This is a genomic window from Microvirga soli, from assembly GCF_016734765.1.
Classification (GTDB): domain Bacteria; phylum Pseudomonadota; class Alphaproteobacteria; order Rhizobiales; family Beijerinckiaceae; genus Microvirga; species Microvirga soli.
Genome location: NZ_JAERQE010000008.1, coordinates 43316 through 68698, shown reverse-complemented (window position 1 = coordinate 68698; position 25383 = coordinate 43316). Strand labels below are relative to the sequence as shown.

General features: G+C 64.5%; 26 protein-coding genes, 1 tRNA gene and 1 riboswitch. Of the genes, 14 read left to right on the top strand and 13 right to left on the bottom strand.

Annotated features, from left to right (window positions below):
• Positions 1-2: 2 nt before the first annotated feature.
• The 5 genes from JKL45_RS09655 to JKL45_RS09635 form a co-directional block, all read right to left on the bottom strand.
• Positions 3-920 carry a DMT family transporter gene (locus JKL45_RS09655; protein ID WP_201860922.1) on the bottom strand — a complete coding sequence of 306 codons (918 nt, stop codon included), beginning with the start codon at positions 918-920 and terminating at the stop codon, positions 3-5.
• Positions 921-1029: 109 nt separating this feature from the next.
• Positions 1030-1329 (bottom strand): hypothetical protein, encoded by a 300-nt coding sequence (locus tag JKL45_RS09650; RefSeq protein WP_312896935.1) that lies wholly within the window; start codon positions 1327-1329, stop codon positions 1030-1032.
• Between the two features lie 5 nt (positions 1330-1334).
• A complete protein-coding gene (gene gatA, locus JKL45_RS09645) occupies positions 1335-2849 on the bottom strand; it encodes an Asp-tRNA(Asn)/Glu-tRNA(Gln) amidotransferase subunit GatA (protein ID WP_201860920.1) in 1515 nt (504 codons plus the stop codon).
• 117 nt (positions 2850-2966) lie between these two features.
• Positions 2967-3254, bottom strand: coding sequence for an Asp-tRNA(Asn)/Glu-tRNA(Gln) amidotransferase subunit GatC (gene gatC, locus JKL45_RS09640; RefSeq protein WP_201860919.1), 288 nt, complete (start codon positions 3252-3254; stop codon positions 2967-2969).
• Positions 3255-3585: 331 nt separating this feature from the next.
• Positions 3586-4287 carry a metal-dependent hydrolase gene (locus tag JKL45_RS09635; RefSeq protein ID WP_201860918.1) on the bottom strand — a complete coding sequence of 234 codons (702 nt, stop codon included), beginning with the start codon at positions 4285-4287 and terminating at the stop codon, positions 3586-3588.
• A gap of 130 nt (positions 4288-4417) precedes the next feature.
• Between JKL45_RS09635 and JKL45_RS09630 the strand changes: the two genes are divergently transcribed.
• The 5 genes from JKL45_RS09630 to ruvX all read left to right on the top strand — a co-directional run bounded on the left by JKL45_RS09630 (position 4418) and on the right by ruvX (position 9255).
• Positions 4418-5683 (top strand): ABC transporter substrate-binding protein, encoded by a 1266-nt coding sequence (locus JKL45_RS09630; protein WP_201860917.1) that lies wholly within the window; start codon positions 4418-4420, stop codon positions 5681-5683.
• A gap of 2 nt (positions 5684-5685) precedes the next feature.
• Positions 5686-6657 carry a carbohydrate ABC transporter permease gene (locus tag JKL45_RS09625; RefSeq protein WP_201860916.1) on the top strand — a complete coding sequence of 324 codons (972 nt, stop codon included), beginning with the start codon at positions 5686-5688 and terminating at the stop codon, positions 6655-6657.
• Positions 6654-7478, top strand: a complete 825-nt coding sequence (locus JKL45_RS09620; RefSeq protein WP_201860915.1) for a carbohydrate ABC transporter permease — start codon at positions 6654-6656, stop codon at positions 7476-7478. The genes JKL45_RS09625 and JKL45_RS09620 overlap by 4 nt, the downstream gene beginning before the upstream one ends.
• Before the next feature lie 15 nt (positions 7479-7493).
• Positions 7494-8630: an ABC transporter ATP-binding protein gene (locus tag JKL45_RS09615; RefSeq protein ID WP_201860914.1), complete on the top strand. Its 1137-nt coding sequence runs from the start codon at positions 7494-7496 to the stop codon at positions 8628-8630.
• A 64-nt stretch (positions 8631-8694) separates the two neighbouring features.
• Positions 8695-9255, top strand: a complete 561-nt coding sequence (gene ruvX / locus JKL45_RS09610) for a Holliday junction resolvase RuvX (RefSeq protein ID WP_201860913.1) — start codon at positions 8695-8697, stop codon at positions 9253-9255.
• A gap of 43 nt (positions 9256-9298) precedes the next feature.
• Here ruvX and JKL45_RS09605 read toward each other — a convergent pair whose 3' ends face one another.
• From JKL45_RS09605 to JKL45_RS09595, 3 genes are all read right to left on the bottom strand, one after another.
• A complete protein-coding gene (locus tag JKL45_RS09605; RefSeq protein WP_201860912.1) occupies positions 9299-9853 on the bottom strand; it encodes a calcium-binding protein in 555 nt (184 codons plus the stop codon).
• 353 nt (positions 9854-10206) lie between these two features.
• Positions 10207-10280 (bottom strand) — tRNA-Gln (locus JKL45_RS09600).
• Positions 10281-10485: 205 nt separating this feature from the next.
• The gene (locus tag JKL45_RS09595; protein WP_201860911.1) at positions 10486-10863 is read right to left on the bottom strand and encodes a hypothetical protein; all 378 of its coding nucleotides are present in this window, start codon (positions 10861-10863) and stop codon (positions 10486-10488) included.
• Between the two features lie 629 nt (positions 10864-11492).
• On the opposite strand from JKL45_RS09595, the gene JKL45_RS09590 reads away from it, so the two are divergent.
• Positions 11493-11804 carry a hypothetical protein gene (locus JKL45_RS09590; protein WP_201860910.1) on the top strand — a complete coding sequence of 104 codons (312 nt, stop codon included), beginning with the start codon at positions 11493-11495 and terminating at the stop codon, positions 11802-11804.
• A 132-nt stretch (positions 11805-11936) separates the two neighbouring features.
• Here the strand turns inward: JKL45_RS09590 and JKL45_RS09585 are convergent, their stop codons facing one another.
• The gene (locus JKL45_RS09585) at positions 11937-12179 is read right to left on the bottom strand and encodes a DUF6894 family protein (protein ID WP_201860909.1); all 243 of its coding nucleotides are present in this window, start codon (positions 12177-12179) and stop codon (positions 11937-11939) included.
• Between the two features lie 222 nt (positions 12180-12401).
• Between JKL45_RS09585 and JKL45_RS09580 the strand changes: the two genes are divergently transcribed.
• On the top strand, positions 12402-12656 hold the full coding sequence (locus JKL45_RS09580; protein ID WP_201860908.1) for a hypothetical protein: 255 nt from the start codon (positions 12402-12404) through the stop codon (positions 12654-12656).
• A gap of 22 nt (positions 12657-12678) precedes the next feature.
• Here the strand turns inward: JKL45_RS09580 and JKL45_RS09575 are convergent, their stop codons facing one another.
• Positions 12679-12849 (bottom strand): hypothetical protein, encoded by a 171-nt coding sequence (locus JKL45_RS09575; RefSeq protein ID WP_201860907.1) that lies wholly within the window; start codon positions 12847-12849, stop codon positions 12679-12681.
• A 590-nt stretch (positions 12850-13439) separates the two neighbouring features.
• The gene (gene cobD, locus JKL45_RS09570; protein WP_201860906.1) at positions 13440-14438 is read right to left on the bottom strand and encodes a threonine-phosphate decarboxylase CobD; all 999 of its coding nucleotides are present in this window, start codon (positions 14436-14438) and stop codon (positions 13440-13442) included.
• An 11-nt stretch (positions 14439-14449) separates the two neighbouring features.
• Here cobD and cbiB point away from each other — a divergent pair, with 11 nt between their 5' ends.
• Positions 14450-15436 (top strand): adenosylcobinamide-phosphate synthase CbiB, encoded by a 987-nt coding sequence (cbiB, locus tag JKL45_RS09565; RefSeq protein ID WP_201860905.1) that lies wholly within the window; start codon positions 14450-14452, stop codon positions 15434-15436.
• Here the strand turns inward: cbiB and JKL45_RS09560 are convergent.
• Both JKL45_RS09560 and cobO read right to left on the bottom strand, forming a co-directional pair.
• Positions 15423-16868 (bottom strand): cobyric acid synthase, encoded by a 1446-nt coding sequence (locus tag JKL45_RS09560; RefSeq protein ID WP_201861013.1) that lies wholly within the window; start codon positions 16866-16868, stop codon positions 15423-15425. The two genes, cbiB and JKL45_RS09560, sit on opposite strands and share 14 nt — an antisense overlap.
• Positions 16869-16880: 12 nt before the next feature.
• Complete coding sequence (gene cobO, locus JKL45_RS09555) at positions 16881-17486, bottom strand: cob(I)yrinic acid a,c-diamide adenosyltransferase (protein WP_201860904.1); 606 nt, start codon at positions 17484-17486, stop codon at positions 16881-16883.
• Between the two features lie 104 nt (positions 17487-17590).
• Positions 17591-17776: riboswitch (cobalamin riboswitch) on the top strand.
• A 120-nt stretch (positions 17777-17896) separates the two neighbouring features.
• On the opposite strand from cobO, the gene JKL45_RS09550 reads away from it, so the two are divergent.
• From JKL45_RS09550 to JKL45_RS09525, 6 genes are read left to right on the top strand one after another with little or no spacing between them, the layout of a single operon-like run.
• Positions 17897-18526: a HupE/UreJ family protein gene (locus JKL45_RS09550; RefSeq protein WP_201860903.1), complete on the top strand. Its 630-nt coding sequence runs from the start codon at positions 17897-17899 to the stop codon at positions 18524-18526.
• Positions 18527-18545: 19 nt separating this feature from the next.
• Entirely contained in the window at positions 18546-18941 is a 396-nt protein-coding gene (locus JKL45_RS09545; protein WP_201860902.1) for a DUF1636 family protein, read from the top strand.
• A gap of 27 nt (positions 18942-18968) precedes the next feature.
• On the top strand, positions 18969-20006 hold the full coding sequence (gene cobW / locus JKL45_RS09540) for a cobalamin biosynthesis protein CobW (RefSeq protein ID WP_201860901.1): 1038 nt from the start codon (positions 18969-18971) through the stop codon (positions 20004-20006).
• 1 nt (position 20007) lies between these two features.
• Positions 20008-23454, top strand: coding sequence for a cobaltochelatase subunit CobN (cobN, locus tag JKL45_RS09535; protein ID WP_201860900.1), 3447 nt, complete (start codon positions 20008-20010; stop codon positions 23452-23454).
• Positions 23451-24749: a precorrin-3B synthase gene (cobG, locus tag JKL45_RS09530; protein ID WP_201860899.1), complete on the top strand. Its 1299-nt coding sequence runs from the start codon at positions 23451-23453 to the stop codon at positions 24747-24749. The genes cobN and cobG overlap by 4 nt, the downstream gene beginning before the upstream one ends.
• Entirely contained in the window at positions 24746-25378 is a 633-nt protein-coding gene (locus tag JKL45_RS09525) for a precorrin-8X methylmutase (RefSeq protein WP_201860898.1), read from the top strand. The genes cobG and JKL45_RS09525 overlap by 4 nt, the downstream gene beginning before the upstream one ends.
• Positions 25379-25383: the final 5 nt, after the last annotated feature.

Genomic DNA, 25383 nt, shown 5'->3' with positions numbered 1-25383 from the left:
GATCACGTGGCTTGGACGGCCGCCTTCGTCTTGGCCTCGGGGATCGTCATGAAGGCCACGCCTGCGAGGATGCAGAGAAGCCCCAGCCAGGCCGCCTCGCTGAGGCTCTCTCCGAGGAAATAAGCTCCGATCATGATGCCGATGGGAGCCCGCAGATAGGCCTGTGCTGTCGTCCCCACCGAGCCCAGGGTGCGGATCAGGCGGAAGTAGATCACGAAGGCCATGGCCGTGGAGAACACCGCAAGCCCGACCAGGGCCATGATCGAGGCTTGTGACGGCGCCAGATTCCAGGGCCGGTCCACGATGAGGCTCAGCGGAAGCAGGATTATCGCGCCGGACAGAAGCGAGCCCGCGGCCGGTGCCATGGGATCGAGGTTCTTGAAACTGCGTCCGAAAATGGCCGCTCCAGCATAGCAGATTGTCGCCAGCACGACGGCGAGCTGCGCGGCCAGCTCCTGCCCGACATGGGTGAAGGCTTGGCCTCCGACGATGACGCATGTGCCCGCAAGGCCCAGGACGACCCCGATGAGCTTGCGGGCGGATGTCGCCTCATGACGGGACCACATCCAGGTGATCAGGAAGGTGAAGACCGGCGTCATCGAGTTCAGGATGACGGCGAGCCCTGCATCGATGGACTCCTCCGCCCAGGCGATGAGCGTGAACGGAACAACGCTGTTGAGGCAAGCCTGCACCGCGAAGTTCCTCCACTGGGTTCTCTCGCGAGGCAGGCGGACTCCCCTCAGCCGCATGATCAGCACAAGGATCCCACCCGCAATCAGCGTGCGCGCGGCGATCAGGGTGATGGGCGGGATCGTCTCGACGCCGATCTTGATGAAGGTATAGGACGACGCCCAAAGCGTCGCGAGAGCAGCCAGGAGTGCGAGCCCGAGGGTGTGATTGGGCTTGTGGCTCGTCGCCATGATCGAAGGTCCATGCGGGCAGGAGAAAGCGGCACGACCCTGACAGAACCGGCGGCGCCTGTCGCGTCTGAATGCTTCGGCGACGACCGAACTGTCGCCGAGCAGGATTCTAGCGCCGCACCACCCGGCGGACGACGTAGGCGCCGCTTGCCCAGAGCATGGCAGCGACAAAGCGCACGGGGAACAGGGTCAGTCCATCGGACCGCACAGGCGCGATCCAAGGCAATCCCATGCTGCTGATCGCCCAGGAGACGAGGACCGACACGGCCAGGGCAATCATGCCGACGATCAGCACCTTGCCGAACTGATCGGCCTTCCAGCCGAGCCAGACCGCGATCAGGATGAGAACCGGATCGAAGGCCGCAGGCAGCCAGTCCCAGAGGGTGACGACGGGTACGGTCGGTCCCACGCCGCTTACGCCCACCAGGCTTGGGGCAGCTTGATGCGGCCGGCGGAATCCTCGATCACCTGGCCGGCGGCGAAGAGGGTCTCCTCGTCGAAGGCGCGGCCGATGAGCTGGAGGCCCAGGGGCAGCCCCTGAGCGTCGAGCCCAGCCGGCACGGCGATGCCCGGCAGGCCTGCCATGTTCACCGTCACGGTGAAGATGTCGTTGAGGTACATCTCGACCGGGTCGCCCGAGCCCTTCTCGCCGATGCCGAAGGCCGAGGACGGGGTCGCCGGGGTCAGGATGGCGTGGACTCCTTTAGCGTAGACCTCCTCGAAGTCGCGCTTGATGAGCGTGCGCAGCTTCTGGGCCCGGACGTAATAGGCGTCGTAATAGCCCGCCGAGAGCACATAGGTGCCGATCATGATGCGGCGCTTGACCTCGCGGCCGAAGCCGGCGGCGCGGGACTTCTCGTAGAGATCGACGATGTCGCGGCCGTTTTCGCGCAGGCCGTAGCGCACGCCGTCATAGCGGGCGAGGTTCGAGGAAGCTTCCGCTGGGGCCACGATGTAATAGGCGGGCAGCGCGTACTTGGTGTGCGGCAGGGAAACCTCGACGATCTCGGCGCCGGCAGCGCGCAGCCATTCGGCGCCCTGGTGCCAGAGCTGCTCGATCTCGGGCGACATGCCGTCGATCCGGTAATCCTTCGGGATGCCGATCTTGAGGCCCTTCACGCCACGGGAGATGGCAGCCTCGAAATCCGGCACCGGCAGGTCCACGCAGGTGGTATCCTTCGGGTCAGGGCTCGCCATGGAGCGCAGCATGATGGCGGAATCGCGCACGGTGCGGGTGATCGGGCCGGCCTGATCCAGCGACGAGGCGAAGGCCACGGTGCCCCAGCGGGAGACGCGCCCATAGGTCGGCTTGATGCCCACCGTGCCGGTAAAGGCCGCCGGCTGGCGGATCGAGCCGCCGGTATCCGTCGCGGTAGCGCCAAGGCACAGATGCGCGGCAACCGCCGCGGCCGAACCGCCCGAGGAACCGCCGGGAACCAGATGCGTGCCCTCGATGGCCCCGGAAGCGCCCGCGCTCACGTTCGAGCCCTCGCGCCGCCAAGGCGACACGACCGGCCCGAACGCGCTGGTCTCGTTGGAGGAGCCCATGGCGAACTCGTCCATGTTGAGCTTGCCGAGCATCACGGCGCCGTCGTTCCAAAGGTTCCGGGTGACGGTGGACTCGTAGGGCGGGGTGAAGTTGCCGAGGATCTTCGAGCCTGCCGTGGAGACCACGCCCTCGGTGCAGAACAGGTCCTTGATGCCGAGCGGGATACCCTCGAGCGCACCGGCCTCGCCCTTGGCGATCTTCTCGTCGGAGGCCTTGGCCATGGCGAGCGCCTTTTCCGGCGTCTCGAGCACATAGGCGTTGAGCGCCCTCGCCTTCTCGATGGCATCCACATGGGCCTGCGTGAGCTCGGTGGCGGAGAAGGTCTTGGCCTTCAGGCCGTCGCGGGCCTCAGCGATCGTGAGATGGGTCAGTTCGGTCACGGGGATCATCCTGTCATCCCGGACGGGGCGGAGCCGCGATCCGGGATCGTCTGGAGGCAATAACTGGTTTAGCGATCCCGGCTCTCCGCTGCTGCGGCCTCCCGGGATGAAGAATTTTTACTCGACCACCTTGGGCACCAGGAAGAAGCTGTCTTCCGTCGCGGGGGCGTTCTGGACGATCTTCTCCGGGTAGCCGCCATCGGTCACGCCGTCCTGGCGCTTCTTCATCACCATGGGAGTCACGGAAGTCATGGGCTCGACACCCTCCACGTTCACCTCGTTGAGCTGCTCGACGAAGTCTAGGATGGCGTTGAGCTCGCCCTGGAGATGGGGCACCTCCTCATCCGTCACGGCAATGCGCGCCAGATGGGCGATGCGGCGGACCGTTTTCTCATCGACCGACATAGATGGTCATACCCCTTGGATATCTGATCGGCGGGCTATAGCACCCGCCCGCGCCGGGGGGCAACGGCGGATGTGCAGAGCTCTAATGTTCATGCGGTCATCCCGGACGGCGCAGCCGATCCGGGATCGTGTGCAGGATGGGGCTCTAAGCCCCCTCTCCCTGAGGGAGAGGGCTGGGGTGAGGGGTTACAGCCTCATCCGGAAAAGACGCTAACCCCTCGCCCGCGCCTGAAGGCGCGACCTCTCCCACCGGGAGAGGTGAACAGGCGCCACACTCGTCCCACAATCCCGGGTTCCGCTCCGCGGCCCCGGGAGGACCATGGCGGGGAGGCTAAATCGTCACCCCGACCGTCTTGTGCGGCACGACCACTTGAATCCCTTTGCCGTCCATGGCGGCGACGAAGCGGTCCGCGTTGGGCAGGATCATCGGGAATGAGCCGTAGTGGCAGGGGATCACCGCCTTGGCATTCTTGAAATAACGCTCGACGGCGAGCGCCGCGACCTCGGGGCCCATGGTGAAGCGGTCGCCGATCGGCACGATCACCACGTCGGGCTGATGGATCTCGGCGATCAGGGCCATGTCGCCGAAGATGTCCGTATCGCCCATGTGATAGACGGTCGGCTCGTTCATCGCCTTGACGATGATGCCGTTGGCGCTGCCGAGGGGGAAGTTCACATCCATCTCGACGAGGCCGGACGAGTGGTCCGCCCGCACGAGGGTGACGGTGAAGCCACCCTGCCCGGTCGTGCCGCCGGTGTTCATGGGATCGAAGTGCTCGACGCCCTGCTTGGCGAGATACATGCAGAGCTCGAAATTCGTCACGACCTTGGCCCCGGTCGCCTTCGCAATCTCCACCGTATCGCCCACGTGATCCCCGTGGCCGTGGGTGAGAAGGATGTGGGACACGCCCTCGGTGATCTTCGCCCTGTCGCCCTCGAAGCCGGGATTGCCGGTGAAGAACGGATCGATGAGCACGGCCTTGCCGGCGAAGTCGAGCCGGAAGGCGGAATGTCCGAACCACGTGATTTTCATGGAAAGTCCCTCGTTTTCGGCCAGATGAAATGGAGCGGCTTCGGCGTCCGACCACGTTCCAAAGGAACAAAACCAGAGGTCGGGCTTTAAGAAGCTAAGCAATAAACATCAAGCCTGCAGGAGGATAGCCATGCCACGTCTGATTGCCAGCCTCGGCTTCGCCGCCGGAATCCTCGCCTCGACCAGCGCCTGGGCCGTCGAAATCTCCATTTCGTGCAGCGCGCTCGGCAAGGAATACGAGATCTGCAAGCAGGGCGTCGATGCCTGGGCGAAGAAGACCGGCAACACGGCCAAAATCGTCTCGACGCCGAACTCCGCAACCGAGCGGCTCGCCCTCTATCAGCAACTCCTGGCGGCGGGCGCGTCGGACATCGACGTCTTCCAGATCGACGTGGTCTGGACCGGCATTCTCGCCGATCATCTCATGGACCTGACCGCCAAGGGCCAGGCCGACATCGACGATCACCTGCCTGCCATGGTCGAGACGAGCCGGGTCAACGGCAGGCTCATGGCCATGCCTTGGTTCGCCGATGCAGGCCTGCTCTATTACCGGCAGGACCTCCTCGACAAGTACAAGCGCCCCGTGCCGCAGACCTGGGCCGACCTCACCGAGACTGCCCGCATGATCCAGGACGGCGAGCGCAAGGACGGGCGCGGCGACTTCTGGGGCTATGTCTGGCAGGGCCGCGCCTATGAGGGTCTGACTACCAATGCGCTGGAATGGGTGGCCTCGTTCGGCGGCGGTACGATCATCGACGACAAGGGCGACGTCACCATCGAGAACCCGAAAGCAGCGGAAGCCCTAAAGGCCGCCGCCGGGTGGGTCGGCACCGTCACGCCGGAAGGCGTGCTCAACTACACGGAAGAGGAATCCCGCGGCGTCTTCCAGTCCGGCAACGCCGCCTTCATGCGCAACTGGCCCTATGCGTGGGCGCTGGCGCAAGGCGCCGACAGCACCATCAAAGGCAAGGTCGGCATTGCGCCACTCCCGAAGGGCGGCGCAGATGGGCGCAACGCGGGCACGCTGGGCGGCCAGCTTCTCGCCGTGTCGAAGTATTCCAAGAACGCCGATGCCGCGACGGATCTCGTCCTCTATCTGACGGGTCAGCAGGAACAGAAGCGCCGGGCCGTGGAGGGTTCCTTCAACCCCACCATCGTGTCCCTCTACAGCGATGCGGACATCGCCAAGGCCAACCCGTTCATCGGTGATCTCGTGGATGTTTTCACCAATGCGGTGGCGCGCCCGGCTACGGCAACCGGCCAGAACTACAACAAGGTCTCGACCGAATTCTTCAACGCGGTGCATCAGGTACTGTCGAAGCGGGCCGAACCTGCCCAGGCACTGAGCCGCCTCGACCGTGACCTGAAGCGGATCAAGCGGGACGGCTGGAAGTAAGCATGGCCGGCGCGGTCGCTCAAGGAGACGTCTTCGTGCGTGTTGCAGCACGGAGGCGCCGCTCATCGCTGACGCGCTCGCGCATCCGGTCTGCATGGCTCTTCATCGCCCCGAGCCTGATCATCCTCGCGCTCATCGCCGGATGGCCCCTGGCGCGGACGATCTGGTTCAGCTTTACCGACGCCAATCTCAATAACCTGAGTGACTACGAGTTCATCGGCTTCGAGAACTACCTTGCCAATTATGATGGCGAGTGGCTCGGGCTTCTGACCGATCCCGACTGGTGGCAATCCGTGTGGAACACGGTGTGGTTCACCCTCGTGTCCGTATCCATTGAGACGGTGCTCGGGATCATCGTGGCGCTAATCCTCAATGCCACCTTCCCCGGTCGGGGCCTCATGCGGGCGATCATTCTCATCCCTTGGGCGATCCCGACCATCGTGTCCGCCAAGATGTGGAACTGGATGCTGCACGACCAGTTCGGCGTCATCAACGACATGCTGCTGCGTGCCGGCCTGATCGCCGCGCCCATGACCTGGACGGCCAATGCGGATACGGCGCTCTGGGCCGCCGTCGCGGTGGATGTCTGGAAGCACACCTCCTTCATGGCCCTGCTTATCCTGGCGGCCCTGCAGATGCTGCCGCAGGATATCTATGAGGCCGCCAAGGTGGACGGCGTGTCTCCCACCCGGGTGTTCTTCCGCATCACCCTGCCGCTGATCAAGCCGGCGCTGCTGGTGGCGGTGATCTTCCGCAGCCTCGATGCGCTTCGCGTGTTCGACCTCATCTATGTGCTGACCTCGAACTCGCGGGACACGGCGTCCATGTCGATCTATGCGCGCCAGCAGCTCGTGGATTTCCAGGAGGTCGGCTTGGGTTCCGCCGCATCCACGCTGATTTTTCTCATCATCGCGCTCATCGTCGTCATCACCCTGGCGGCGGGCCGCGTGCGCCTCGGTGAGGATCCGCGATGAAAGTCCTCAGCCGCATCGGCTTCTGGCTGCTCGTGATCGCCATCGGGCTTTTCGCGCTCTTCCCGCTCTATTACGCGATCATCTCGTCCTTCCGCTCAGGCTCGGCGCTGTTCACGACCGCCTATTTGCCGGAGCGCTTCGACCCGACCAATTACATCGCCGTTTTCGACCGCCAGCCCTTCGGGCAGAACATCCTCAACTCGATCATCGTCGCAGGCACCGTCGTCGCCATCTCGCTGGGCCTCGGCATGACGGCGGCCTATGCCTTCGGGCGCATCGCGTTTCGCGGCCGCGCGCTCCTGCTCATGACTATTCTGGCCGTCTCCATGTTTCCGCAGGTGGCCGTGCTGTCGGGCATGTTCGAGCTGATCCGCAGCCTCGGGCTCTACAACACCCTGCCGGGCCTGATCCTCGCCAATCTCATGCTCACCCTGCCCTTCACGATCTGGGTGCTCACCACTTTCATGCGCGAGCTGCCGAAGGAGATCGAGGAGGCAGCCTTTGTCGACGGGGCAACGCCCTGGATCGTGGTGCGGCGCGTGTTCCTGCCGCTCATGGCGCCGGCGGCGGTAACGACGGGGCTTCTCGCCTTCATCGTGTCGTGGAACGAGTTTCTCTTCGCGCTCACCTTTACGCTGACCAACGAACGCCGCACCGTGCCGCCCGCCATTGCGCTCATGACCGGCTCGACGGCGTACGAGCTGCCGTGGGGCACGATCATGGCGGCCTCCGTTATCGTGACCGTGCCTATCATCGTTCTTGTGCTCGTGTTCCAGCGCAAGATCGTGGCGGGCCTCACGGCCGGCGCGGTAAAGGGCTAATTCGGGAAGACATGCATGGCTGACGTGGTCCTCAAGAACGTCCAGAAATCCTTCGGCAAGGCGAAGGTCATCCACGGCGTCGATCTCGACATCCGCGACGGCGAGTTCGTGGTTTTCGTCGGCCCCTCCGGTTGCGGGAAGTCGACGCTGCTGCGCCTCATCGCTGGGCTGGAGGACATCACGGCGGGCGATCTCTTCATCGGCGGCGAGCGGGTGAACGACCTTGCGCCCGCCAAGCGCGGCATCGCCATGGTGTTCCAGTCCTACGCGCTCTATCCGCACATGAACGTCTACGACAACATGGCCTTCGGGCTGGAGCTGGCGAAATCCTCGAAAGCCGAGATCGACGCCAAGGTGCGCGAGGCCGCGCGCCTGCTGCAGATCGAGGCGCTCCTCGACTGCAAGCCACGCCAGCTCTCCGGCGGCCAGCGCCAGCGCGTCGCCATTGGCCGCGCCATCGTGCGCGATCCGAAGGTGTTTCTGTTCGACGAACCGCTCTCCAACCTCGACGCGGCGTTGCGCGTGCAGACCCGCATCGAGATCGCCAAGCTCCATACCGACACGCGCGCGACCATGATCTACGTGACGCACGATCAGGTGGAAGCCATGACGCTCGCAGACCGGATCGTGGTGCTCAACGCAGGTCACATCGAGCAGGTGGGCACGCCGCTCGAGCTCTATCACCGCCCGGCGAACCTGTTCGTCGCCGGCTTCATCGGATCGCCGCAGATGAACCTCATCCCATGCCAGGTCGCCGGCGTCGGCCCAAGCGAGGTGCTGGTGAGCCTGCCGGGCGGCGGCAGCCTGTCTGTCCCGGTCCAGCCCGACGGCGTGCAGGCCGGTGACTCCGTCACCCTCGGCATCAGGCCGGACCATCTCAGGATCAGCCCGGAGGGCGCGCTGAGCGGCCGGGTCGAGCTGGTGGAGGAACTGGGCGAGAACCATCTGCTCTATGTCGACGCAGGCCAGGGCCGCCGCCTCACCGTCCGCGAACCCGGCGACGCACGGCACGAGGCGGGCTCAACCGTCTCCCTCGACCTCGCCCGCGAGTTCTGCCACCTGTTCCGGGGCACCGGCGAAGCGTTGCCGCCACTCAAAGGTCATACGAGCCCCGCCTCGCCCTCTCCCGATCTGACCAGCAGCGCCGCCTGATCTCGACGCCGGGCGACTTCCTCTATACTGCGGGTGTTCCGGCACGCTGGATGAGGAGGCGCCCATGATTTCCAAGGACGATGAACTGATCGCCTTCATCGACGGCCTATCTCCGCGCGCCCGCCTCATGGGGATCGACCTCGGCACCAAGACCATCGGTCTCGCCCTCTCCGATGTGGAGCGCCGGATCGCAACGCCGCTGGAGACGATCAAGCGGGCGAAGTTCACCCCCGACGTGGGCCGCATCAAGGATCTTGCCGCCCGCTACGAGGTCGGCGGGTTCGTCTTCGGGCTGCCCCTCAACATGGACGGCACGGAGGGCCCCCGCTCCCAGGCCACCCGGGCCTTCGTGCGCAACCTGAAGCCGCTCCTCCCCCTGCCCATCCTGTTCTGGGACGAGCGCATGTCCACCATGGTGGTGACCCGCACCCTTCTCGACGCGGACGCCTCCCGGGCCAAGCGGGCCGATGCGGTGGACAAGATGGCCGCCGCCTACATCCTCCAAGGCGCCCTCGACCGCTACGAGCGGATGGCGGCTGACGCGGCGGATGCCGAGGACGAGGCCGCCGCGAGAGCCGGCCTTGACATGGAAACGCCGCCCGGAGGCGGCGTGAGGAATGATTAGTTCGAGGTCGGGTAGACCCACGAAAGAAAGTTGGACTTGAGCCTTACAGGATACCGAAATCCTTGTAGGTCAGTCGCAGATTCGCATCGAGTTCGGCAAACTGCACCGCAGCCTTCGGATTCGTACCGTCGGCATCGTAGTAGAGGGCACCTGTGGTCTTGTCGTAGATGATACGATCGTTGGAATCGTGTGCAGCGGAACCCGTCCAGAAAGCGGACGACTTAATGTAGCCCTTCGAGTCGGCGGATACCTTGAAGATCTTCTTATCGAGAAGGATGGAGTCGTATTTGACGCTGAAATCATCGATCACATCGATGTTGCTGCTCGACAGTCTGGCATCGAAGCCGAAGAAGTCATATCCAGAGCCTCCAACCAGCGTATCCTGGCCCAGACCACCGACGAGAATGTCATTCCCGGCTTCACCGTAAAGCTTGTCGTTGCCCGATCCGCCATCGATGATGTCGATACCGCCTCGGCCCCAAAGCGTGTCATTTCCCCCAGCGCCTCCGAGAACATTGTCACGGTTGTTACCGTAGACCGTGTCATTTCCAGACGTACCGACGGCCACGCCCTTGCTGTTCACTCTCCTGATGGCCATAAAAAAATCTTTCCTTTGAACAATCTAACGTTAAGTCATCCCCGGTGATCTGGAATAGAATCCACGGTCCGAAAAAGCAACTCCATATCGATCGATGGTATCGGCCGCTCCAGCGGGGCTGTTCCTTGTAGTTCTTCGCCGAAACCAAGCAGTGCGGGAGCGCACATGGATCAGAAGAGAGTCAAGGCTGGCGCAGGAGGATAGGCGCTTCGAAGGCTGAGATCTCTGGCGCAGAAGCAGCGTTCTTGCTGATCGGGCCATGTCCGACATGGTCGCGTCATCGCAGGCACTGCTTGTTGAAGGGGGTCAGACCCGCGGGAGACGAGGGAGTGCTAAGCGACTGGAGTGCGAGATGGCTGGGGGACCTGGATTCGAACCAAGACTAACGGAGTCAGAGTCCGCTGTTCTACCATTAAACTATCCCCCACCGAAGCTGCTGATCTGCAAGCGTTTCTGGGCCGAGGCCTCAGGCCATGTCAGTGTCGCCGATCAACGTCCGTGGTGGCGCTGAGATAGGGGGCTTTTTTTGCTACGTCAAGCCTTCAAATATGCGCTGCATCGGCTCCGGTCTTTCAAAAGTGGGCCGGAGCAAACACCGCCCAAGATTAAGGATCAGATTCCCAAGATGCAGCCTAATTCGCGTGGACTGGTTCGAAGGTGCTCTTGAGGGGATGCGGGTTCCAATCTCCATTTGAGACCGGCTTTGCTTGTGATCCGCCTGACCACCGCAGCTCGAATTTTCTGGCCGCGGCTTGATCCTTGAAGCCCATGAGGCCGAAGCCGGTTCGGATATGAAAGAAGTCGTACGGCCCGCCTTCGTCCTCAAGCCAGCGAACGACCTGAAGCTTGAGCGCTCTCTTGCTCCCGTTCCAGATCTCCCAGTCGTTGACCAGGAAAACGAACGGCCAGAGCTTCACGTAAGCCTCGACTTCATAACAGGTCGCCGAGGCCAGTTCCTCATCGCGCGTGGAGGCCGTAACAGCCTCTTTGATCGTTTTCAGCTCCGTCACTGCCTTGCCTCATATGCTCGAACGATGATCGCTGGGCCCACATCGGGGATCGCCACCTCGTCACAGACATACCTCACATGGGTAAACGATAGGTCATTTGGGCAGTTCCAAAGGGATGACGCTTGAAAGGCAAGGAGCCCGCGCTATCCGCACGAAACCGGCTGCTCTATGCTGACGATGCTCGAGGCTTGGCTCGATGCAGCCCGGCCTCTCAAGCCGATCAGGAAGCCCAATTGTCTCTGGTGCTCTCAGCGAGGCGCGGAAGATCAGCTGTTAGTCGTATAGGGAGCGAGGTTGACGATGGCCTCCGCTGCTACATCTAGCTCAACCTATGTCAATTGCATCGAGAGCTGGGCTTTGATCAGGCGCGCGCTGGTCCGCAGAACGGGTCCCCATGATCTCGTCGACCGGGGCCTCATGGCCACGGCGCTCGTGGCTGCTGTGACGGCATTCCTCATCTGCTGCCAGTTGCCCTAGGCCAGGCTCAGCGGCCCAGGCCCATTTATTCCTCCTCAGACGGTAACGCAAAAGTAGATAGCCTTTTGCCCTAGCCCCTTCGACGGGACGTTCAGGGCCGAAAAAGGTTATCGTTCGTGAAGTGAGCCGATACTCACAACGTGAGCACCGATATGCGTTTTTCGACTTTGTGTGTCTTTGCAGCAGCCTCCCTTATCTCCATGAATGCCTACGCTCAGGAAGGAGGATGGGCCTCTACCCCCGATGGGAAAGCGCGCTGGGATGCGTGCTACAAGGAGACCCGGCTGATCCACAGAACCCGCAACAAATCCAGCCAGGATTATCGGGAGATCATCAAGGTGGCCCGCCAGGACCACATGCGCGAGTGCATGACGAGAGCAAGACCTCCGGCTCCCGTGCAGGTCGCCGTGCCCACCGACAAGTTTCCCGAGACTGCTCTGTCCGGCTGGGCCAGCAACAACTAGCGCAGTGAGTCCAAAGGGCCTTGAGGACTGCCTCAGGGCCCAATCTCACTCATGACGCCTCGTTATTGCTTCGGGCGCACCTGAAGGGCTTCCTGCGCTATGCCGGTTCGCCAACGAACCGTTACGCAGCCTTCACTGCTTTATTATCTTCACGTCGGAGCACGGAATGATCAGCACTGGGCGAAGATCCTCGCCGACGATTTCAATGAAGATCTCGTCGCCGTAGCTCGGCTGCATGGAGGCCCAGCTGCTCAGAAGCGTCTGAATCACTTTCAGAGCTTCAGACTTGGCAGCTGCAATATCCGGCAGTTCCACACCGCTCGGATCCTCCTCGAGGCCGAGGTGACTTCTGATGTCGATATAATAGCGGGGCAAGACATTCCCCTCGATAACTCTGGACCTGAGGGGCGGCCCCTCATTATATACACGTATGTTAAACGACAGCGTGCATCGCTGAAATTCACTCTGAATCGCCCCCCACTCTTTCGAGCGAAACCTGCTCTCCTGGGGGAGATGTGGTCCAACTTTCCGGATTCGAGAGGATCAAGATGCCGGCGCTCGATGTTATCGATTGAGAGAAGCGCCTCAGGAGTTCCGATGCTTTTACCTTGGATGAAGCTTGCGACTGACACCACGATGCTGGCCTTTGAGGCGCAGGCTGTGATCTGGACCCGCATGTCCCAAGCCGCCATGGGCCAAGGATCCCACGCGGAGAACCTGCTCATGGTGACGGAGAAGATCACGGCTTTCACGGAAGCGGCAGCCGTGCTCGCTACCGGCGGCTCCGCTCATAAGATCGTCAAGGGATATCGCAGGAAAGTCCGTGCCAACTCGAAGCGCCTGAGCCGGTAAGGCACGGCGATAATCACCCCGGTCAGCGCGGCGCGACCGTATCCGGATTGGACGGGATGGGCTTGATCGTCTCCTGGCTGGCGGCCCGGCCGGGTGCGTTCTCCGGGTCGGAGTGCGTTTCGCGAAGCGCGAAGAAGACGACCACAACGGCAAGCGCAACAAGCGCCAGCGCCGTCCAGCTTCGGGTGTTCATGAGTGCTCTCCGTCAAGGCCATGTAGAGGGCTGAACTCTGGCGCTAACGGCTGGTTCCTCCTTTGATGAACCCGGTCATCGAGACCCCGTCACATCGCTTCGGCCATTAGTGACGAAGTGAGACATTCTCCCCTCTGCGGCCTGCTGGTCGCTCCCGAACAGCCCCTTGAATCGAAGAGGTGCGACACTTTGCGCGGTAAGTGCCGGCGTGCTGTCATTTGAGGTGTGGCTGTTCTCGCGAAAGTCGAAAATCATGATCCGGGTGGGACAGAAATCCGGATATCTGAAGGGTTTGGGCCCTATATTCGCGTTACGATGAGACGAATGGCCAAGTTTACTTTGAGCCGCGTTCACGCAGAAGTATAAGCCTGAATGTAGCGACCTACGTAATTTCCACTATTCCTATTAACCAGCAAATCAGCTTATAGATCTTCGCATTGAGACGGAACGATTATAAAGAACTCAACCAAATATATAATTTATAAGACTTTCGTGTCGGCGGGGGCAGACACGGTGAGAGCCGCGAACCAGTTTTACGACTGGCCGCGGCTTTTCTTTTTTCCGCGCAATGTAAAAGCCGGAGGCTCTGCTTAAGAGAAGCTGTCCAAGACTGCCTCAAGACGCTTCCATTCCGCGTCCGTGCAGGGCAGCCCGAACCTCAGCAGGTGCGGCCTATCCTGAAACCGCCTGACCCAGATGCCGCGGTCTCCGAGAGCCCGGAAGAGTTCGCCCGCTCGAGGGCTCTCCAGGAGGCGATAGAGGATCGTGCCCTGCAGGGGCGCCTCTGCCACGTGCATCAAAAGAGCGTCCAACCGGCGAGCATCGGCAGTGCGGGCCTCCCGGGCAGAATCGAGCCATTGCCGGTCGCGAAGGGCCTTTCGCCCGGCTTCGATGGCAGGGCCCGAGACCGCCCAGGGACCCAGCGCCGATCTCAGCTTTATCGTGATCGGCTCCGGCGCCACCGCAAAACCGATCCTCAGCCCCGCCAGACCATAGGTCTTGCCAAAGGACCGCAGGATGATCGCGTTGGACGGCAGCACGGGCATGAGGCTCTCGCCGGCGTCGAAATCCGCAAAGGCTTCATCCACCACGAGCCAGCCGCCGCGTAGGCGAAAGTTCTTGGCGAGGTGAAGCAGGGCCTCGCGTTTGAGGAGCCTGCCGTCGGGATTGTTCGGATTGACCACGACCAGGACATCCGCATGATCGAGGCGATTCAGAGACGGGATCTCGGCCACGTCATGACCGGCCTTGCGCCATGAATGAGCGTGCTCCGCATAGGTTGGCCCCAGAATGGCCACGCGGGAGGGTGCCCGCAGATGAGGCAGAAGGCTGATCAGAACCTGCGTTCCGGGCGCCGCGACCACCGTGGCGGTGCTTTCAGCTCCATAGGCCTCAGCGGCGGCCGCCTCGAGATCCCGGTGATCGGCCGGCGACGGCAACCGCGCAAACAGGGAGGCTGGCAAGGGGGGCACCGGATAGGCTATGGGGTTGATCCCCGTCGACAGGTCGATCCACGGCTCGGGCGCCTGCGGAAACAGCCGCCGGGCCTCGTCCAGATCGCCCCCGTGCCAGATCCGCGCCTCACTCATCCGATTCACCCATGATCCTTTCCGACAGCCTGCTTCTTTTAAGCCTCGCCCTCGCGGCGGAGGCAGCTGTCGGCTATCCCAACCGCCTTTACACGGCGATCGGGCATCCCGTCACCTGGATCGGCCGGCTGATCAAAGGGCTCGACCGAGCCTTGAACCGGGAGGCCTGGTCCTTCGCGCAGCGACGCAGTGCCGGCATCCTGGCCCTCCTGATCCTCCTCACCGTCACAGGGCTGGCGGCCTGGGTGCTGAGCGCGCTCCTCCTGCCGCTCGGTCTCATCGGTATTCTCCTTCTGGCAATCCTCGCCGGCAGCCTGATTGCCCAGCGCAGCCTGCATGAGCATGTGGCGGCTGTGTCGAAGGGACTGCGCGAAGGTGGAATCGACGGAGGACGCAAGGCCGTGTCGATGATCGTAGGCCGCAACCCGCAGAGCCTCGATGAGGCAGGCGTCTCCCGCGCGGCCATCGAAAGTCTGGCGGAAAACTTCTCCGACGGCATCGTGGCGCCCGCCTTCTGGCTCGGGCTCGGCGGGCTTCCGGGTGCCGCGCTCTACAAGGCGGGGAACACCGCCGACAGCATGATCGGCCACCGCACGCCCCGGCACGAGGCCTTCGGCTGGGCGGCCGCCCGCTTCGACGATCTCGTGAACCTCCCCGCCTCGCGTCTGTCGGCGCTGCTCATCATTGCGGCGGCGGCCTTGAACTCAGGCGCCTCCCCAGGCGACGCCCTGCGCGCCGTTCGGCGCGACGCCTCGCATCACCGCTCGCCCAATGCAGGCTGGCCCGAGGCCGCGATGGCGGGAGCGCTGGGCTTGAGGCTCGCGGGACCGCGCGTCTATGGCGATGTACGCGTCGAGGATCGCTGGATGGGCGACGGGCGTGCAGAAGCAACAGCCGACGACATCGACCTGACGCTGAAGCTCTATCGTACGGCCTGCGCGCTTCTTTTCGGTCTCGCCGCAGGATTGGCCCTGCTGGCGTGGTTCATCGTGCGCTGATTGCCAGCAGCCGCTCGCAGTCGAGATGCGCTTCGAGATGATCGGCGAAGCGGTCGAGGATATCGTCGACCAGGGTCTCATAGGCCAGATCGCTCGTCTCGGCTCCGAGCAGCCTGAGCCACCGAGCGCGCTGCCGGTCGTCCGCGAAGAGGCCGTGCACATAGGTGCCCATCACGCGACCATCTGCCGAGACTGCGCCGTCCGCCTGCCCGCTCGTCAGTCGCGCGAAGGGCTGCCGCAGAGCGTCGGGTCCTGAAGTCTCGCCGATATGCATCTCGTAGCCGGACAGCGATGTGCCGTCGGGAACCGTGGTGCCTGTCACGGCCTCCAGCCGCTTCTTCGCCGTCAGCACGGTCGCGATGTCGAGAAGCCCCAATCCCTCGATGGAGCGGCCCGCCTCACCCTCGATGCCGGAAGGATCGTCGATGCGCGTCCCAAGCATCTGGTAGCCTCCGCACAGGCCGAGCACCCGCCCACCCCGGCGTACATGCGCCTTGAGGTCGATGTCCCAGCCCTGCCGGCGAATAAAGAGGAGATCGTCGATGGTGGTCTTGGAGCCGGGCAGCAGGACAAGAGCGGCCCTCGCCGGGAGCGGCTCGCCGGGTTCGACCAGAACCACCTCCACGCCCGGCTCCTCACGTAGAGGATCGAGGTCGTCGAAGTTCGAAATCCACGGCGTGACCGGCACGGCGATCACGACCGAGCCTTTTTGCCCCTCGCGCCGCAATCCCAGCCCATCCTCCGCCGGCAGGCGCGCGGCATCGGCAAAGTGCGGCACGAGGCCGAGCGCGGGCCAGCCGGTGCGTTCGGCCACAAACTGCATGCCGCTGTCGAACAAGGCCGGATCGCCCCGGAAGCGGTTGACGATGAAGCCACGGATCATCGCGGCATCGGTCTCATCGAGCACCGCCTTTGTGCCGACAAGGCTCGCGATCACGCCGCCGCGGTCGATATCACCCACCAGCACCACGGGCACGTTCGCCGCGCGGGCAAAGCCCATATTGGCGATATCGCCAGCCCGTAAGTTGACCTCCGACGCCGAGCCCGCGCCCTCGACGAGAACAAGGTCAGCTTCGTTCGAGAGCCGCCCGAAGCTGTCGAGCACCGCTTCCATCAGGCGCGGCTTCCAGGCTTGGTATTCGCGCGCTTTCGCCGTTCCGACGACGCGCCCCTGCACCACCACCTGCGAGCCGATCTCGCTCTGGGGCTTCAAGAGCACTGGATTCATATGGACACTGGGCGCCACGCCCGCCGCGCGTGCTTGCAACGCCTGGGCGCGGCCGATCTCGCCGCCATCGGCTGTGACGGCGGCATTGTTGGACATGTTTTGAGGCTTGAACGGCCGGACCTTGAGCCCTTTTCGCGCAAACACCCGGCACAGGCCCGCCACCAGGAGCGACTTGCCCACATTGGAGCCGGTGCCCTGCACCATGAGGGCGCGCATCTAGAACTCCACGCCTTCCTGCGCCTTCACGCCGGCGGCGAAGTGATGCTTCACCAGGGTCATCTCGGTGACGAGATCGGCCGCCTCGATCAGCTCTGGCTTAGCGTTCCGGCCGGTGACCACGATGTGAAGATCGGGCCGGCGCTGCCTCAGGGTCTCGACCACCTCGGCCAGATCGAGATACTCGTAGCGCAGCGCGATGTTGAGCTCATCGAGCACCAGGAGGCGGATGTCCTCGCGGGCCATCAGTTCCTTGACCTTCTCCCAGGCGCGCTCGGCCGCCGCCACGTCGCGGGAACGGTCCTGGGTCTCCCAGGTGAAGCCCTCGCCCATGGTGTGCCACTCGACCTGATCGCTGAAACGATCCAGCGCCATGCGCTCCCCGGTCTCCCAGGCACCCTTGATGAACTGCACCACGCCCACCTGGAAACCGCGCCCGAGCGCCCGGAGCATCAGCCCGAAGGCGGCCGTCGACTTGCCCTTGCCGGGGCCGGTATGGACGATGAGGAGCCCCTTCTCGACGGTCTTGGAGGCGACCTCCCGGTCCTGCACTTCCTTGCGCTTGATCATCTTGGCGCGGTGGCGCGCCTCTTCGTCCTGGGACATCCCGGCCTGCTTTCCTGTGGAAGGGCCGCACCATGAACAGGCTGCGACCCGATTTCAAGGCCGGCCATGCGCGACGCCCAGACTTGAAACATCCTTCCCGGCCAGATAAGCATGGTGATGACGGTGCCCCGGCAACGGGGTGAAAAGGGAATGCGGTGAGACACCGCGGCTGCCCCCGCAACTGTAAGCGGCGAGCCTTCGCTCCACATGCCACTGGGATCCAACCCCGGGAAGGCGGCGAAAAGCATCGACCCGCGAGCCAGGAGACCTGCCGTCAGCCTTAGCTTCTATCGGGTCTGTCGGACGGGGTGTGCCGACGGTGACCGTAGTCGAATGACCTCCCGTCGTTCGGTTCCGTCCGTGGAAGCGCACCAGACTCTTGACCTTTGAGTCTCCCGACGGAGAGAACGATGACCATTCTGCCCAAGACCCGCCTCCTCGCCCTGACGCTCACCGGCCTTGCGGCCGCGACCCCGGCCCTCGCCCACCACCCCATGGGAGGCATGATTCCGGCCACCTTCACGCAGGGCCTGCTCTCGGGCCTCGGCCATCCCGTCATCGGTCTCGACCATCTCGCCGCCCTCGTGGGTGTCGGCCTCGTCGCCTCGCGTTTCGCCCGCGGCCTCACTCTTCCGGCTTTCTGGGTTGTGGCCATGGCCGCCGGTGTGGGCCTGCACCTCGCCAGCTTCGATCTGCCTTACACCGAAGCGCTGGTCGCGCTGAGCGTTGTCGCCATCGGCTTGGCCGCCACAATCCGCACCACCCTTCCCTATGCGCTGATCGCCGGTCTCTTTGCCATCGGCGGCGCGGTGCATGGCTATGCCCTTGGCGAGTCGATCATCGGCGCTGAAACCTCGCCACTTTCTGCCTACCTCATTGGTCTCGTGGCGGTTCAGACGGTGCTCACCACCGGTATTGCCCTGGCGGCCCGTTTTGTGATGAAGGGTTCGTTCGCCGCGCCTGCACCCCAGCTTCGTCTCGCTGGCCTCGCCGTTGCGGTCACAGGCGCGGCCTTCCTCGCCCTGCCGGCCTTCGCCTGAGCGGATCGGCTCACGAGCGATGACCTCATCCCCTGAGGAGATCTGCCTGCATGTCTGCGTCACCTGCCGTCAGGCAGGTGGCCCGGACGACAAGGCGCTCCGGCCTGGTGCGATCCTTCATCGTGCGCTGACCGAAGCGCTCTCACACTCCGATGCGCCGAACGTACGCGTCGAGCCGGTCGAGTGCCTCTCGGTCTGCAAGCGCCCCTGTACCATCGCGGTCTCCGGCCCCGGTCGCTGGACCTATATCTACGGCGACCTGAGCGCCGACACTTCGGTGGAGACCATTCTCGACGGCCTGCGCCGCTATGCAGCAACCTCGGACGGCCTCGTGCCCTGGCGCGAGCGGCCTGAGGCGTTCCGCAAGGGCGTGGTCGCCCGCATTCCTCCGTTCAAGACAAATAGCGCGGCTTGAGACACGCCGCCGAAAGGCAAGGCTTTCATGAGCGATCTCTCGAAGATCCCCTGCACGATCATCACCGGATTCCTCGGCGCCGGGAAAACCACCCTGGTGCGGCACCTGCTGGAGAACGCGAACGGACGCCGGCTGGCGGTTCTCGTGAACGAGTTCGGCGATCTCGGCTTCGACGGCTCCTTTATCGAGGGCTGCGGCATCGAAGGCTGCACGCAGGACGACATCGTGGACCTGCCCAACGGCTGCATCTGCTGCACGGTAGCGGACGATTTCGTCCCTGCCCTGAATACCCTGCTCAATCGGCCCAACCCTCCAGAGCACATCCTGATCGAGACCTCCGGCCTCGCCCTGCCGAAGCCGCTGGTCCGTGCCTTCAACTGGCCAGACATCCGCTCTCGTGTGACGGTCGACGGTGTGATCGCCGTGGTCGATGGCCCCGCCGTCGCCTCGGGCGCCTTTGCCGATGATCCGGATGCGCTCGAAGCCCAGCGCGCAGCCGACACCTCCGTCGATCACGAGAATCCGTTGGAGGAAGTGTTCGAGGATCAGTTGCTCTGCGCCGACCTCATCATCCTCAACAAGATCGACCAGATGCAAGCGGGCGACAAGGGCAAGGTTCTGGCCGAGATCAACGAGCACCTGCCCCGCGCCGTGAAGGTGATCGAGGCCGCTCACGGCAAGGTGGACCCGACCGTGCTGATCGGTATGGGCGCCGCGGCGGAGGCCGATCTCGACGCCCGCCCCTCCCATCACGAGACGGAGGACGATCACGACCACGACGATTTCGAGAGCATCGCGATCCCCGTCGATGCCGTTGCGACCCCGGAGGCGCTCGTCGCCCGCGTCGAGCGCGCGGCCGAGGCTTCGGGCGTACTGCGCATCAAGGGCTTCGCACCCGTGGAGGGCAAGCCCATGCGCCTCGTGGTGCAGGGCGTCGGCCAGCGCATCGCGCATCACTTCGACCGGCCGTGGAAGGCGGGCGAAGCACGCGACGGACGCATGGTGGTGATCGGCCTGAAAGGCTTCGACGTGAAAGCCGTCGAAGCCGCCTTGCGCGCGGGATGATATGCACCTCCTTCCGGTCACAACGATCTCCCTCGAGGAAGGCCAGGAGGCCATCGACCTCCAGCAGCCTCCGGGGGATACCGTCGTCCTCTCGTTTGCGGACAGTGACCTCGGCGCGCTGGCGGCGGCCCATCGGCTGAAGGCGGGTGGCCCGTCGCTGCGCCTCGCATCCCTGCGCCGCCTGCGCCATCCTCTCTCGGTCGATCTCTACATCGACAAGACGGCAGCGAAGGCTCGCTTCGTTCTCGTGCGCTGCCTCGGCGGGCTCGATTACTGGCGCTATGGGTTGGAGCGGCTGTCCGAGGCGTGCCGCTCTCATGGCGTGAAGCTCGCGGTGCTGCCGGGCGACGACCGCCCTGACCCGAGGCTTGCCGCCTACGCCACCGTTCCGCAGACGCTCTGCAACGAGATCGAAGTTTATTTCCAGGCCGGCGGCATCGACAACATGAGCCGCCTACTCGCACATATCGGCATGGAGATCGGCGAAGTAAATGCTGCCACCGAGCCGCCGCGCGCAGCACCCCGCGCCTTCGCATGGGCTCCCCCGCTCCACCACTCCGACCTCACCCTGAGGAGCCTCGCCAGCGGCGTCTCGAAGGAGGCTCCAGTGCACTCTGGACGCTCCTTCGAGACGCAGACTGCGTCTGCTCCTCAGGATGAGGTCTGTGGGATCGAAGGCGGCGGCATTGCAGAGCCTGAATCTGCCCTCGCCTGCATCTCCCACGAGCGCCCCCTCGCCTATCTTATCGTTTACCGCTCCGCCGTGCTCTCTGGCGACACGCAGGCCATTGAGGATCTGTCCGCAGCGCTCCGCGAGCGCGGCATCGAAACCCTCGTGCTGGCGGTGTCGAGCCTGAAGGATCCGGAAGCCGTCGCGGTTGTTCGACAGGCAATACAAACGCGCCGTCCCGACATCATCGTCACGACCACCGCCTTCTCGGCGCGGGACGACGACAGCTTCGTGCTCGACGAAGCCGATTGCCCGATCCTGCAAGCAATCCCTGTCGGCAGCGCCAAGGATGCCTGGGAGGCTTCGCCGCGAGGCCTCTCCTCCGCCGATCTCGCCATGCAGATCGCCCTGCCTGAATTCGACGGCCGCATTGCGGCAGGTCCTGTATCGTTCAAGGCCGAGGAGGCCGCCGATCCGGCACTCGCCTTCTCCCGCCGGGTGCAAGCTCCGGATGCAGCCGGGATCAATGCCGTGGCCGATATGGCGGCCGCCTGGGTGCGACTCGCCTGCACGCCACGCCGAGAACGGCGGCTCGCGCTTGTGCTCTCCGACTACCCGGCACGCGGCGGCCGCGCCGGCTTCGCGGTGGGACTGGATACACCGGCGAGTGCCTGCACGATCCTCGATCTGCTGCGCGAAGCGGGCTACTTGGCCGAGCGGGATTTCACCGCTGACGGGTTGATGCCCCGTCTCACGGAAGGCGAGGAAACCTTCGAGGTTCCTCTTGCCGCTTATCGCGCATGGCTCGATACGCTGCCACGCGAACAGCGTGATACCATCGATGATCGCTGGGGGCTTGCCGAGAACGATCCTGCCTTTTCGCACGGCGCTTTCCGCTTCCGTGCCAGTCGTGCCGACAACGTGCTCGTCGCCCTGCAGCCCGATCGCGGACATGGACAGGATCGCAAGGGATTCTACCATGACCCCGAATGCCCCCCGAGCCACGGCTATCTCGCCTTCTATTGCGGCCTGAGGGCTCTGGAGAGAATCCACGCCCTGGTGCATCTCGGCACCCACGGCACCACCGAGTGGCTGCCCGGCAAGGCGGTGGCTTTGTCCGCCATCTGCTGGCCGCGCCTCGCTGTCGGCCCGGTGCCCGTCATCTATCCCTTCATCGTCGATGATCCCGGTGAGGCGGCACCCGCCAAGCGCCGCATCGGCGCCGTCACCATCGGGCACCTTACGCCTCAGACCGCCGAGGCCGGTCTGCACGGCGAGGCCGCAGCGCTGCGCGAGCTGGTGGAAGAGTTTTCCTCAGCCCAGGTGCTCCACCCCGGACGCGCGGAGCTGGTGGCGCAGGACATTCTTGAGCGCGCGCAGGCAAGCGACCTCGCTGCCGCCTGCAGCGTCGATGCCAGAATGCCGATGGACGAGGCGCTCACCCGCCTCGATGCGCATCTCTGCGATCTCGGCGAGGTGACGATCCGCGATGGATTGCATGTCTTCGGTCATGCGCCGCATGGCTTCGAGACATGCGCCAAAGGTGAGAGCGAAGGGTTGCTGAAAGCGCTGGACGGCCGCTTCGTGGTGCCCGGCCCTTCTGGCTCACCCTCGCGCGGGCAGACGGACGTGCTGCCCACCGGCCGCAACCTCGCAACCCTCGATCCGCGCGCGATCCCTACCCGTGCCGCAACCGAACTCGGCTGGCGCGCAGCCGCCGAAGTGGTGCGCCGCCACCTGCAGGAGCAGGGCGACTGGCCGCGCCGGATCGTAATGGACCTCTGGGCCTCGCCGACGCTGCGCTCCGGCGGCGAGGACATCGCCCATGCCCTAGCCCTCATGGGCGTTCGCCCGACCTGGGATCATGCCTCGACCCGCGTGACCGGCTTCGAGATCGTGCCAGCGCCGCTCCTCGACCGGCCCCGCGCTGATGTGACGGTGCGGGTTTCCGGCGCGTTCCGCGACACCTTCCCGGACCAGATCGCCCTCCTCGATCAGGCAGCCCGCGCCGTCGCGGCGCTCAACGAGGACGACGAGTGGAACGAGCTTGCCGCCGCACGCCGCCGGGGCGAGGCGCTCTCCCGCGTGTTCGGCTCTGCGCCCGGCACCTACGGCGCGGGCGTCTCGGCGCAGGCGCTTGATGGTGAATGGTCAGACAGAAGCGATCTCGGCCGCACCTATCTCGAAGGCACATCCCACGCTTTCGGTGCCGGCGGCGAGGCTCGGGCCGATCAGAGCTTTCCGCAGCGTGTTGAACAGGCGGAAGCCTTCGTGCATGTGAGCGACGTGGCCGAGCGCGACATCCTCGATGGCGATTCCGCCGCGGATGCCATCGGCGGCTTCGCGGCAGCCGCGCAGACGATGGGCACGAATCCTGCCCTCTACAGCCTCGACACGAGCCGGCCGCAGGCACCCAAGGCTCGCACCCTTGCGGAAGATGTGGACCGCCTCGTGCGCGGCCGCCTGACGAACCCGCGCTGGATCGCCGGCCAGCTGCGCCACGGCTGGCGCGGCGCGGCGGAGATCGCGCAAGGGGTGGATGCGCTTTTCACTTTTGCTGCGACCACAGACGCCGTTTCCTCCACGTCTCTCGATCTCGTTTTCACGGCCCTGCTTGCCGATGAGTCCATCTGGGAGCAGATCGCCGGCGCCAACCCGGCTGCCGCGCAGGCAATCCGCGATCGTTTGGCGGATGCGCGTCGTCGGGGCTTGTGGGAGAGCCGCCTCAATTCTGTTGCAGCCCTCTTCGAAGATGGCCGGAAGGAGGCTGCCGAATGAGCGCGCAAGCCGACATCCTGCGTCGCCGAGGCTGGTGCCCGGGCGTGCGCCGCCCGATGATGACCGGCGACGGCCTGCTCGTACGCCTGCATCCCTTTGCCGGCAGGGTCTCGGCCGATCAGGCTCGGCTCATCGCGCAGGCCGCGCGTGACTATGGCAACGGCCATCTCGACATCACGGCGCGTGGCAACCTGCAGATACGCGGTGTCCGCGAGGATACTTATCCGGCCCTGCTCGCCCTCCTTGAGCGCGGAGGCCTCGCCGAGCCCGAAGGCAATGGACCGAACCGCCTCACGGTGCTGTCGCCCGCGGCCGGCCTCGATCCGCTCGAGAGGTGCGATGTTCTCGCCCTGGCGCAAGCCATCGAGAATGCGGCAGGTGCCATCCAGGATCTGCCTGCGAAGTTCTTCGTCACCATCGACGGTGGCGCGGCGATGCCCCTCGACACTCTCGGTGCGGATCTTCATCTGCTGGCGATGGGTGAGGACACCATTGCTTTTGCGATCTCTTCTTCCAACGGCCCGCGCTGGATCGGAACGTCGACCCTTTGCCGCACGCCGGAAGCCGTTCACACGGTGCTTTCAGGCTTCGCGGAACTGCGGCGCAGGAGCGTGGCCGAGGCGCGGCGTCTGCGTGATCTTGAGCCAGATCTTGTGCGGGAGCTTGCGGCACGCGCTGCTCTCAGCACGGCTGTCGAACCGACCTTGCGTTCAGCGGGTCCTCGCGCGGGTGTGCTGTCCCTCGACAAGAAATCCGCACTTCTCCTCGCCCTGCCATTCGGTCGCTGCAACACCGAGCAGCTGATACAGGTTGCTGCCTGGAGCGAGCGCTTCAGCAGTGGTGAACTCCGCCTCTCCTTCACGCTTGGCCTTCTGCTGCCTAAGATCGCGGACGAGCACGTACGCGCTTTGATCGACGAGGCCGGCCGTGCTGGCTTCATCACAGATCCAGCCGATCCGCGCCTCTCCCTTTTCGCCTGCCCAGGCCAGCCCGATTGCGGCAACGGTCTCACAGCTGCTCCCGCCGATGCCCTGCGGATCGCGGAGTCCTGCGGAACCGTGCTCCGAGACGGAGCAACCCTTCACGTCTCAGGCTGCCCGAAAGGCTGCGCTCACCCCGGCAAGGCGGACCTCACCCTGGTGGCCCGCGGCGATGGCCGCTACGACGTCGTGCCGGACGGCTCGACCCGCGATGCTTCATCCATTCACCACTCCATTGACGAGATCATGCTCCGTTTATCGACTGTGACATCCACGGATTCCTTGCGCCGTGCGTTCCCGGAGAGCCCGCGATGAGCGAGGCTCGCGACTACATCCGCGAAGGCGCGGAAATTTACCGCCGCTCCTTTGCGATCATCCGGGCAGAGGCGGATCTCTCACGTTTCTCGGGCACCGCCGAGCGCGTCGCCGTGCGAATGATCCATGCCTGCGGCATGACCGATCTTCCGAAGGACATCGATCTCTCCGCCGATTTCGCTGCAAAGGCGGAAGCCGCCCTGAAGAATGGCGCGCCGATCCTGTGCGATGCCAAGATGGTGGCGAACGGCATCACCCGGGCGCGGCTGCCGGCGAACAACGAGGTGATCTGCACATTGGACGATCCGCGCGTTCCAGCACTCGCCATGGAGCTCGGCAACACCCGCTCGGCCGCCGCCATGGAGCTGTGGCGCGAGCGGCTGGGAGGCGCGCTCGTCGTGTTCGGCAATGCGCCCACCGCGCTCTTTCATCTGCTCGAATTGCTCGATGCCGGCGCGCCGAAGCCCGCCGCCGTGATCGGCATTCCGGTCGGGTTCATCGGGGCGGCGGAGTCCAAGGAGGCGCTTGCCCGCGACGGGCGTGTGCCGTACCTCGTGGTCCACGGCCGACGCGGTGGCAGCGCCATGGCGGCGGCGGCCGTCAATGCCCTTGCGAACCCGGTGGAGTGAGGTGG